This is a genomic window from Pseudomonas protegens (assembly GCF_003363755.1).
Taxonomy (GTDB): Bacteria; Pseudomonadota; Gammaproteobacteria; order Pseudomonadales; family Pseudomonadaceae; genus Aquipseudomonas; species Aquipseudomonas danubii.
In genome coordinates this window covers 3,649,181-3,660,000 of the sequence record NZ_CP031396.1, presented here as the reverse complement: position 1 = coordinate 3,660,000, position 10,820 = coordinate 3,649,181, and the positions used below count along the sequence as shown (strand labels likewise).

General features: G+C 60.0%; 11 protein-coding genes (1 of these 11 cut by a window edge). 10 read left to right on the top strand and 1 reads right to left on the bottom strand.

What is annotated here, in order from left to right:
• Window positions 1-699, bottom strand: partial view of an acyl-CoA dehydrogenase gene (locus DWF74_RS16580; RefSeq protein WP_077933165.1) — the 5' portion only. The gene continues 483 nt to the left of window position 1, outside the view; only the first 699 of its 1,182 coding nucleotides appear in the window; the start codon lies at window positions 697-699; the stop codon falls past the left edge of the window.
• A 158-nt stretch (window positions 700-857) separates the two neighbouring features.
• On the opposite strand from DWF74_RS16580, the gene DWF74_RS16575 reads away from it, so the two are divergent.
• From DWF74_RS16575 to DWF74_RS16530, 10 genes are all read left to right on the top strand, one after another.
• A complete protein-coding gene (locus tag DWF74_RS16575; protein WP_115581320.1) occupies window positions 858-1,757 on the top strand; it encodes a LysR family transcriptional regulator in 900 nt (299 codons plus the stop codon).
• Between the two features lie 451 nt (window positions 1,758-2,208).
• A complete protein-coding gene (locus DWF74_RS16570) occupies window positions 2,209-3,330 on the top strand; it encodes a Re/Si-specific NAD(P)(+) transhydrogenase subunit alpha (protein ID WP_115581319.1) in 1,122 nt (373 codons plus the stop codon).
• Between the two features lie 15 nt (window positions 3,331-3,345).
• Window positions 3,346-3,669 carry an NAD(P) transhydrogenase subunit alpha gene (locus DWF74_RS16565; RefSeq protein WP_005783507.1) on the top strand — a complete coding sequence of 108 codons (324 nt, stop codon included), beginning with the start codon at window positions 3,346-3,348 and terminating at the stop codon, window positions 3,667-3,669.
• On the top strand, window positions 3,669-5,105 hold the full coding sequence (locus DWF74_RS16560; RefSeq protein ID WP_016963710.1) for an NAD(P)(+) transhydrogenase (Re/Si-specific) subunit beta: 1,437 nt from the start codon (window positions 3,669-3,671) through the stop codon (window positions 5,103-5,105). Before DWF74_RS16565 ends, DWF74_RS16560 begins: the two co-directional genes overlap by 1 nt.
• Window positions 5,106-5,284: 179 nt before the next feature.
• Entirely contained in the window at window positions 5,285-6,778 is a 1,494-nt protein-coding gene (locus DWF74_RS16555; protein WP_102862521.1) for an acetyl-CoA hydrolase/transferase family protein, read from the top strand.
• Window positions 6,779-7,097: 319 nt separating this feature from the next.
• Window positions 7,098-7,313, top strand: coding sequence for a DUF1127 domain-containing protein (locus DWF74_RS16550; RefSeq protein WP_011058498.1), 216 nt, complete (start codon window positions 7,098-7,100; stop codon window positions 7,311-7,313).
• Between the two features lie 472 nt (window positions 7,314-7,785).
• Complete coding sequence (locus tag DWF74_RS16545) at window positions 7,786-8,103, top strand: DUF2388 domain-containing protein (protein ID WP_115581318.1); 318 nt, start codon at window positions 7,786-7,788, stop codon at window positions 8,101-8,103.
• A 115-nt stretch (window positions 8,104-8,218) separates the two neighbouring features.
• A complete protein-coding gene (locus tag DWF74_RS16540; protein WP_430757472.1) occupies window positions 8,219-8,512 on the top strand; it encodes a DUF2388 domain-containing protein in 294 nt (97 codons plus the stop codon).
• A gap of 27 nt (window positions 8,513-8,539) precedes the next feature.
• Window positions 8,540-8,860 carry a DUF2388 domain-containing protein gene (locus tag DWF74_RS16535; protein ID WP_115581316.1) on the top strand — a complete coding sequence of 107 codons (321 nt, stop codon included), beginning with the start codon at window positions 8,540-8,542 and terminating at the stop codon, window positions 8,858-8,860.
• Complete coding sequence (locus tag DWF74_RS16530) at window positions 8,857-10,818, top strand: DUF4105 domain-containing protein (RefSeq protein ID WP_115581315.1); 1,962 nt, start codon at window positions 8,857-8,859, stop codon at window positions 10,816-10,818. Before DWF74_RS16535 ends, DWF74_RS16530 begins: the two co-directional genes overlap by 4 nt.
• Window positions 10,819-10,820 lie beyond the last annotated feature (2 nt).

Genomic DNA, 10,820 nt, shown 5'->3' with positions numbered 1-10,820 from the left:
GTTCTCTTCCGGGACAAAAACGTTATCCATGACGATCTCGCCAGTGATCGACGCCCGCAGGCCCACCTTGCCATGAATGGCTGGAGCGCTCAGACCTTTCCATCCTTTCTCCAGAACGAAGCCACGGATATCACCAGCGTCATCCTTGGCCCAGACCACAAACACATCCGCGATCGGACTGTTGGTGATCCACATCTTGCTACCGGTCAGGCTGTAGCCACCTTCGACCTTGCGCGCACGAGTAATCATCGCGCCCGGGTCAGAGCCATGGTTCGGCTCGGTCAGACCAAAGCAGCCAATCCACTCGCCAGAGGCCAATTTCGGCAGGTACTTCTGCTTTTGCGCTTCGGTGCCGAACTCGTTGATCGGCACCATCACCAGGGACGACTGCACACTCATCATGGAGCGGTAACCCGAGTCCACGCGCTCCACTTCACGAGCGATCAGGCCATAGCACACATAGTTCAGGCCACTGCCGCCGTACTGCTCGGGAATGGTCGCGCCCAGGAGGCCGACTTCACCCATTTCACGGAAGATGGCCGGGTCGGTCTTTTCATGGCGGAAAGCTTCCAGAACCCGTGGTGCCAGCTTGTCCTGAGCGAACTGCTCGGCACTGTCGCGGACCATGCGCTCTTCTTCAGTCAGTTGCTGGTCCAGCAGAAGGGGATCGATCCAGTTGAAGCTTGCTTTGCCGCCCATGAGTGAATCCTCGTGAAGTAGGTCAACTATCGTGGGCTGATCCTAGGCCCAGCAGGAGCCTCCCGGCAAACGAGGATTTTGCATACTGTTGTGCTAATTTCTCACTTCGTGACGGCAAAAAGTGCCATCTACAGCCACCATTAGTGAGATAGCCGTACATGCGCAGAAAGATCCCCAGTACCGCCGCCCTGATCAGCTTCGAGGCCGCCGCCCGTCACGAGAGCTTTACCAAGGCGGCGCAGGAGCTTTCCCTGACCCAGGGCGCCGTCTGCCGACAGATCGCCAGCCTGGAGGAGTTCCTCAGCGTAGAACTCTTCCGACGCTCGCGGCGGGGGGTCAAACTGACTGAAGCCGGCCTTTCCTACAGTCGACGGATCGCAACTCAACTGGATGCCGTAGAGCGCGACACCCTTTCCGTGATGGGTCAGCAAGGCGCCAATGTCATCGAACTGGCAGTGGTACCGACCTTCGGCACTCAATGGCTGCTACCACGCCTCAAGGACTTCCAGAAACAACACCCCGAAGTCACCGTCAACCTGACCAACCGCACACGCCCCTTCCTCTTCGCCGACACCTCCTTCGACGCGGCCATCTACTTCGGTGACGCCGACTGGTCCGGTACTCAGTCCCATCGCCTGATGGGCGAGCATCCAGTGCCGGTGTGCAGCCCGGCCATACTGGGCAACCACCAGCAACTGAATGCCGAAACCATTGCCGAGCTGCCCCTGTTGCAGCAGACCACACGTCCCTACGCCTGGCGACAGTGGTTCAACTCACAACAAATGAGCATCCCCCGCGACATGACAGGGCCACGCTACGAGCTATTCTCCATGCTCGCCCAGGCAGCCATGCACGACATGGGCATCGCCCTGATTCCAGCCTTTCTCATTCAGCGCGAACTGGCGGAAAAACGCCTGGTGATTGCCAACCCTCAAGCACTCACGAGCATCAAGGCGTACTACCTGATGATTCCTGAGCGCAAGGTTGAATCAGCCTCTTTACGGGCATTTCGCGACTGGCTAGTAAACCAGGCGAACAGCTACAACCTTGGAAAATAAAGGCTACACGCCAATAACTGACCCCGTAGTCAACTAATTAAAAGCCCTACAGATATAACTATTTGTCGCATTTAGACAGACTGTACCGACACCTTGAACAATCGTTCTACAAGCGCCTAACCACGCGGCTTGTAGGGTTTATTTAGAGGCGATGTAAGACTATTCACACCACCGATGAGAAAAATCTTAATTTCATGTCTAAAGCCTTGAAAGGCGCGGCTTACAAGGGTTTAAGTCTGTACGTTGCGACATTCGGTCACGGGGTGACTTGTAGTTAATTTTCCGTCACTAGTCAGAATCCCTTGAAGGCCTCAAAGTTCGCCTGCAAAATGCCGCGCCCCGCTGTGATTTCAGCGGGATCGTGCTGATCGGCCGCCCCAGCCGCACCCTCCTCAGTGCGCTGGCCTTCTAAGAAAGATCGAAAGCAATAAGATCAAGCAGGAGATTTGACGTGCACATTGGTGTTCCTCTCGAAACCCAGACGGGTGAAACACGGGTTGCTGCAACCCCGGAAACCATCAAGAAGCTGATCGGCCAGGGTCATAAAGTCACTGTGCAAAGCGGCGCCGGCATTAACGCCAGCGTGGTCGACAGTGCCTATGAAGCGGCAGGGGCAACCATTGGCAACGCCAACGATGCCTTTGGCGCCGAACTGATCCTCAAGGTAGCGGCCCCCAGTGACAGCGAGCTGGCTCTGATCAAGAGCGGCACCGTGTTGGTGGGCATGCTCAATCCGTTCAGCAATGAAACCATCGCCAAGCTGGCCGAACGTGGCATTACTGCCTTCGCCCTCGAGGCGGCACCACGCACTTCCCGGGCCCAGAGCCTGGACGTGTTGTCGTCCCAGGCCAACATTGCCGGCTACAAGGCTGTGCTGCTGGCCGCCCACTACTATCCGCGCTTCATGCCAATGCTGATGACCGCCGCTGGCACCGTCAAAGCAGCCCGCGTACTGATCCTCGGCGCCGGTGTAGCAGGGCTGCAGGCCATCGCCACGGCCAAGCGCCTGGGCGCTGTGATCGAGGCATCGGACGTGCGCCCAGCGGTGAAGGAGCAGATCGAGTCCCTGGGGGCCAAGTTCGTCGACGTGCCTTACGAGACCGACGAAGAGCGCGAGTGCGCTGTAGGTGTCGGTGGCTACGCCCGTCCCATGCCGGCCAGCTGGATGCAGCGCCAGGCCCAGGCGGTCCACGAGCGTGCAAAGCAGTCCGATATCGTCATCACCACCGCGCTGATCCCAGGCCGCAAGGCACCGACGCTGCTGAGCGCCGAGACTGTCGCCCAGATGAAACCCGGCTCGGTGGTCATCGACCTGGCAGCAGCACAGGGCGGCAACTGCCCGCTGACCGTAGCGGATCAGGTCGTGGTCGAAAACGGTGTAACCATCGTCGGCCCGACCAACCTGGCCGGCGCGGTAGCTGCAGATGCCTCGGCGCTGTACGCCCGCAACCTGCTGGACTTCCTGAAGCTTGTCTTCACTAAAGAAGGGCAGTTCGAAGTCAACCTCGAAGACGACATCGTCGCCGCGTGCCTGATGTGCCGCGACGGCCAAGTCATCCGCAAAAACGCCTAAGCAGGGATTCAGACGATGGAAGAGCTTATCTCCCCCGGTATCTACAACCTGATCATCTTCGTGCTGGCGATCTATGTCGGTTACCACGTGGTCTGGAACGTCACACCCGCACTGCATACGCCGCTGATGGCGGTGACCAACGCCATTTCCGCCATCGTCATCGTCGGCGCCATGCTGGCTGCCGCCCTGACCGTGACCCCGCTGGGCAAGACCATGGGCACCCTGGCCGTTGCCCTGGCCGCGGTCAACGTGTTCGGTGGCTTCCTGGTGACCCGCCGCATGTTGGAAATGTTCAAGAAGAAAGCGCCCAAAGCCGTGAAAGAAGAGGTGCAGAAGTAATGAGTATGAACCTGGTAACAACCCTCTATCTGATTGCCTCGGTGTGCTTTATCCAGGCGCTCAAGGGGCTTTCGCACCCGACCACATCCCGACGCGGCAACCTGTTCGGCATGCTGGGCATGGCCCTGGCGGTACTGACCACCATTGGCCTCATCTATAAGCTCGGCGCAGAACTGGCCACCGCCGGCATCGGCTACGTCATCGTGGGCCTGCTGATCGGCGGCACCGCCGGTTCGATCATGGCCAAGCGCGTCGAGATGACCAAGATGCCGGAGCTGGTGGCCTTCATGCACAGCATGATCGGTCTGGCCGCAGTGTTCATCGCCATTGCCGCCGTGGTCGAACCGCAGTCTCTGGGCATCGTCAAACACCTGGGCGATGCGATCCCCGCTGGTAACCGCCTGGAACTGTTCCTCGGCGCGGCCATCGGCGCCATCACCTTCTCCGGCTCGGTGATCGCCTTCGGCAAGCTGTCAGGCAAGTACAAGTTCCGCCTGTTCCAGGGCGCACCGGTACAGTTCGCCGGCCAGCACAAACTCAACCTGGTGCTGGGCCTGGCCACCCTCGGCCTGGGCGTGACCTTCATGGCCACCGGCAACCTGGGCGCCTTTGCCCTCATGCTGGCCCTGGCCTTCGTCATGGGTGTGCTGATCATCATCCCGATCGGCGGCGCCGACATGCCAGTGGTGGTATCGATGCTCAACAGCTATTCGGGCTGGGCAGCGGCAGGGATCGGTTTCTCCCTGAACAACTCGATGCTGATCATCGCCGGTTCCCTGGTGGGCTCCAGCGGCGCGATCCTTTCGTACATCATGTGCAAGGCGATGAACCGTTCGTTCTTCAACGTGCTGCTGGGCGGTTTCGGCAACAGCGCCGATGCGGGCGGCCCGGCCGGTGCACAGGAAGCCCGTCCGGTGAAATCCGGCTCGGCTGACGATGCGACCTTCCTGCTGACCAACGCGGACACCGTGATCATCGTTCCCGGCTACGGCCTGGCGGTAGCGCGGGCCCAGCACGCGCTGAAAGAGCTGACCGAGAAGCTGACCCACCGCGGCGTGACCGTGAAGTACGCGATCCACCCGGTAGCAGGGCGCATGCCCGGCCACATGAACGTATTGCTGGCCGAAGCCGAAGTGCCTTACGACCAGGTGTTCGAGATGGAAGACATCAACTCCGAGTTCGGCCAGGCCGACGTGGTGCTGGTCCTGGGTGCCAACGACGTGGTCAACCCGGCGGCGAAGAACGATCCGAAATCGCCGATCGCCGGCATGCCGATCCTCGAGGCTTTCAAGGCCAAGACCATCATCGTCAACAAGCGCTCCATGGCCAGTGGTTATGCCGGCCTGGACAACGAACTGTTTTACCTGGACAAGACCATGATGGTCTTCGGCGACGCCAAGAAAGTCATCGAAGACATGGTCAAAGCCGTCGAATAAAGCTGCTGTAGCGCAATAACCCAAACCTCAGCCTTTAGTAGGCTGGGGTTTTTTATTTACACCATAAAGCCGACAGAAGGCTCTAGATCAGGGCCTTTCATTCGACCTTTGTCGCGGGGCGTTTTTTTTTGAAATCACTAGACTGCGCTTCTTGCTTCCGTTGCCCGAGATAACAATCCATGTACCGTGATCGTATCCGCTTGCCTTCGTTGTTGGATAAGGTGATGAGCGCCGCCGACGCTGCCGCCCTGATTGAGGACGGCATGACCGTCGGCATGAGCGGCTTCACCCGCGCCGGTGAAGCCAAGGCCGTGCCCCATGCCCTGGCCGAACGGGCCAAGGTGACCCCGCTGAAAATCAGCCTGATGACCGGTGCCAGCCTGGGCAACGACCTGGACAAGCAACTCACCGAAGCCGGCGTCCTGGCCCGGCGCATGCCGTTCCAGGTGGACAGCACCCTGCGCAAGGCGATCAACGCCGGCGAAGTGATGTTCATCGACCAGCACTTGTCGGAAACCGTCGAGCAACTGCGCAACCAGCAGCTCAAGCTGCCAGACATTGCAGTGATCGAGGCTGTCGCCATCACTGAGCAGGGCCATATCGTGCCGACCACTTCGGTGGGCAACTCCGCCAGCTTTGCGATCTTCGCCAAGCAGGTGATCGTCGAGATCAACCTGGCGCACAACCCAAACCTGGAAGGCCTGCACGACATCTACATCCCGACTTATCGCCCGACCCGCACGCCTATTCCCCTGGTCAAAGTCGATGATCGCATCGGCAGCACGGCCATTCCGATTCCTGCGGAAAAGATCGTCGCCATTGTCATCACCAATCAGGCCGATTCGCCATCCACCGTCTCCACCCCGGACAGCGAAACACAAGGCATCGCCAATCACCTGATCGACTTCCTCAAGCAGGAAGTGGATGCCGGACGCATGAGCAACAAGCTCGGCCCGCTGCAGGCGGGCATCGGCAACATCGCCAACGCGGTGATGTGCGGCCTGATCGAGTCGCCGTTCGAGAACCTGACCATGTACTCCGAGGTGCTGCAGGACTCGACCTTCGACCTGATCGACGCCGGCAAGCTCAGCTTCGCCTCGGGCAGCTCCATCACCCTGTCGAGCCGGCGCAACGCCGACGTGTTCGGCAATCTGGAACGCTACAAGGACAAGCTGGTGCTGCGCCCCCAGGAGATCTCCAACCACCCGGAAGTGGTGCGCCGCCTGGGCATCATCGGCATCAACACCGCTCTGGAGTTCGACATCTACGGCAACGTCAACTCCACCCACGTCTGCGGCACGCGGATGATGAACGGCATCGGCGGCTCCGGCGACTTCGCTCGCAACGCGCACCTGGCGATCTTCGTCACCAAGTCGATTGCCAAGGGCGGGGCGATTTCCAGCGTGGTGCCCATGGTCAGCCACGTGGACCACACCGAGCATGACGTCGACATCCTGGTGACCGAGATCGGCCTGGCAGACTTGCGTGGCCTGGCGCCACGTGAGCGGGCCCGGGTGATCATCGACAACTGTGTGCATCCGTCCTACCGCGACGCGCTGAATGACTACTTCACCAAGGCCTGCGCCCTGGGTGGTCACACACCACACATACTGCGTGATGCCCTGAGCTGGCACATCAATCTGGAAGAAACCGGGAAAATGCTCGCCGAGTGATTGATACAGTTGGCAGCTGACGCAAACACAGTTTCGTCAGCTCGCCAGCTCCCCACCAAAGCTCGACAAAAACTGTACTGCTGTACCGGTCTTTTCCTCGCCTAAAACCGTTAACTTCCAATCAAAAACCGCCTAAACGCACCAAAAAGGTGCTGACAGGTACAGTTGCGCCATTTACGAACAGTACAGCCTCTATAAACAGTTAACTGGTCCTTCACAATACAGGTGAACTGTATCTACAGAGTCTTGCGCGGGAAGAGGATCATGGGCACCAGTTAAACCACTACCTGATCCCGCCACAAGCGGAAGGATGTCAACCATGGAACGTACACTCAGTTCCGAACTGTTCTTCGAAGACAAAGCTGAAAAAACCCAGGCTTCCCTGCCTCTGCGCGTTATTGCCAACCTGATGCTGTGGCAGCGCCGCATCTCCAGCCGCCATCAACTGGCTCGTCTGGATTCGCGTCTGCTGGCCGATGCCGGGATCAGCGAAGCACAACGCTACGAAGAGCTGAGCAAGCCGTTCTGGCGCTAACTCAGCGTCGCTGGCCCTGACCCTCCGGGTCCACCGCCAGCACCCCGAATTGCACACACAAAACCCGTCGCAGGAAACTGCGACGGGTTTTGTCGTTCTGGGCCGATGGCAAACGTTCTGAGGTGAAGGATCGTCTGCATCAGACAACGATAGGTACAGTTATACCAAAACAAAAAACAATAGGTACAGTTAAAGTCCTAGCCTATCTGTCTCTTCGCCGATAAACCCAATAGCTTGATGCTGCAAGCCAATCGTTCGACGTCTCGACGAGGACGGCGTCATGAATTCATGGGCGGCAGCCTCCACCCCTGACACAGATCTGTGCGAATAGAACAGCTCAGCCTAATATCTGAAGTGACGTAACGACTTTCTTCCGAGTTGCGTCAGATCCATCAGACACAGCACCTCGCAGTGGCTGCCCGGCGTCTCACTCAGCGCCCTTAAATTGTCTGTTCATTCACAGGAGCTACCCATGTCCCGTCTTCGCCTGCTCAGCACTGCCGCACTGCTGGCCCTGGCTACCAATGCCCACGCCACCAGCCTGATCGTGACCACTGATGCCATTGTCGGTGCCCTCAAGGCCACGACCGATGCAACTTCCGACGTCACCTCCTCCCTGCGCGACAACAAGATTGTCCGCGCTGCCCGGGATGACGCCGCCAGCTTCGTCGCCACCGACGGCGCAATTCGCGGGGTAAAACTGGAAAGTGCCTTCGCCCACATCCGCCAACAAGCCCCTCAACTGCAGGCCACTGATACACAACTGGCTCAGGCAATCCTGGCGATCTGACCTGCCGCTACAGGTGCGTGTACGCACCTGAAACCCTCTGCACTGGCCCTGCCCGGGCCATTGCGCTAGCCTTGGCGCTGGTTTTCAGCTGTCGAGACTATTGGGTTTGTTCCGAATTTCGCTTTTCGCTCCACTATTGATCGCTGTCTGTTGGGCCTCCTCGGTGCAGGCATTTGACCTGACGACCCAGAGCTCGGTCATCACGGCATACGCTACAAGCCAGGTGACCTCGGCGCCCTTCGACCATAAACTGCTGCTCAACGCCCAGGATGACGCCGCCGCCTTCATTGCGACCGACGGCCAACTGCGTGGGGCACGCCTGGAGTCCGCACTGAAGTATCTGCGGCAACACCAGGCAAAACTTCATGCCAGCGACCTTGAACTGGCGCAGGCAATTCTCGTCCAATAGCCATCCCTGTTATTCCGGAGTCGTTCCATGCGTAGCCCGCTGATTGCCGCCACCCTTGGCCTGCTGTTGTTGGCCGACGTGGCCCAGGCACAAACCCTGGTGGCCACCAGTAATATCATCGTCCGCGCCTCTGGCCGCACGATCGATTTCACCTCGGACACCACCACCTCGATCCGTGATTCCAAAGTCGTGCGCGAAGCCCATGACGATGCCGCCAGCTTTGTCGCCAGCAATGGCGATATCCGTGGCGCACAACTGGAAGCCGCCTTCACGGCACTGCGCACCCAATTGCCGGAAGCCCGTGACGCCAGCGATCAGGTCCTCGCCGAAGCTATCCTCGCTCTGTGAAGCCAGTTTTCGCCTGGCTGCTGGCCGGGACCCTGGGGCTGCTCTGTGGCACCGCCCAAGCCGACTTGCAATTGCGCCTCAAGACCGATGGTTTGAGCCCGGCGCAACAACGCGCCAGCCAGGCGCTGCTGGATGAAGCGATGCAGGCACTGCCGCCGCGCTTCATCCAGCAACTGGATCGCACCATTGATGTCGGCTGGACCGACCAGATGCCCGACAATGCCTATGGCGCGGCATCCCTGGTTGCGGAACTGGACCTCAATCGTGCCCTGTTGCCCAGCCTGGCCGATGGCTCGGCTGCGACGCAGAAGACCAGTCGCCCCCATGGCACCGTGCGCCGGGAACTGCTCGCTACCGTACTTCATGAACTGACCCACATTTATGATCGTGCGCGTTTATGGCCCAGCGCCGAACGCAGCCTGATCCAGCGCTGCACCCGCAAGACCGGTACTTCCGGCCTGATCGGCCTGCCGGATGAGTGCCGGGGCCAGAACGATCGCCGCTTTACCCTCAGCGACGACCCGCGGCTGCTGGACCTGGCCGGCTGGCCGCAATATGTCGGTCGCCGCGGAGAGCGGGAACAGCACAACCGGCAGGTTGCCCGCAGTCCGGACCTCTACGAGATCACCAACCCGAAAGAGTTCGTAGCGGTGAACATGGAGTATTTCCTCCTCGATCCGAGCTACGCCTGCCGCCGCCCGGCGCTGTATCGCTACTACCAGGAACATTTCGCCTGGGCCCCTGCCGCCAAGGACAATTGTGCCCAGTCCTTTGCCTTCCTCAACGCCGGCAACGACTTCGCCAAGACGCCCCTGGGCAAGGTCGACCCGGAACGGGTCTACGCGGTGGACTACCTGCTGGCCGAGGCCAACCAGAACTGGGTCAGCCGCTGGGGCCACAGCATGCTGCGCCTGGTGATCTGTGCTCCGGGCCGCACCCGAGGCCCGGATTGCCGCCTGGACCTGGACCAACACCTGGTGCTGTCCTACCGCGCCTTTGTCGGCGACGTACAGCTGTCCAGTTGGGATGGCCTGGTGGGCAAGTACCCTTCGCGGTTGTTCGTCCTGCCGCTGTCGCAAGTCATCGATGAATACACCAAGACCGAACTGCGCAGCCTGGCATCCGTGCCCTTGAAGCTGTCACGCAGCGAGATCGAGGAAGTGGTGGAGCACGCCGCCGAGATGCACTGGAGCTACGACGGCAACTATTACTTCCTGTCCAACAACTGCGCAGTGGAGAGCCTCAAGCTGCTGCGCAGCGGCAGCAACAACAAACAACTGATCGGCCTCGACAGCATCATGCCCAACGGTTTGCTGGAAGTGCTCAAGGGCAGGGGACTGGCGGACACCAGCGTGCTCGACGATCCCCGGGAAGCGCTGCGCCTGGGCTATCGCTTCGACTCCTTCCGCGACCGCTACCAGGCGATGTTCGAAGTGATCAAAAAGCACCTGCCAATCAAGCAGGCCAGCGTCGAAGACTGGCTGTCATTGAGCGCTGCGCAACGCCGCCAGTGGTTCGACCGGGCCGACCTGCGAACCAGCGCGGCCTTGCTGCTCCTGGAGCAGGCCAGCTATCGCCGGCAACTGTTGCTGGCTCAGGACGAGGTCAAGCAGCGCTACCTGGGCGCCCGGGAACTGAAGAATGGCGGCATGGAAAAAGCCAACAAGACCCTGCAGGAAATTCTCGCCAACAGCGGCTTCCTCAGCCGACCGGCGGAACTGCTGGGCAGCAGCGGCTATGGCTTGCCCCAGCCCGGCGAATGGCAGCGCCTGGAGTCCGAAAGCAGCGAGCGGCAGAAACAGCTGCAATCGCTGACCGGCGAACTGGACAAGGAAGTACGGGCGTTGCTCGAACCAGCCCGGGCCGCCGAGATCGCCGCCAACGAGGCCAACCTGAAACAGGTGGGCGAGCATCTGCGGGCTCTGCACAAGGCCGCGGGTGGGTTGGAGCTACCTTGAAA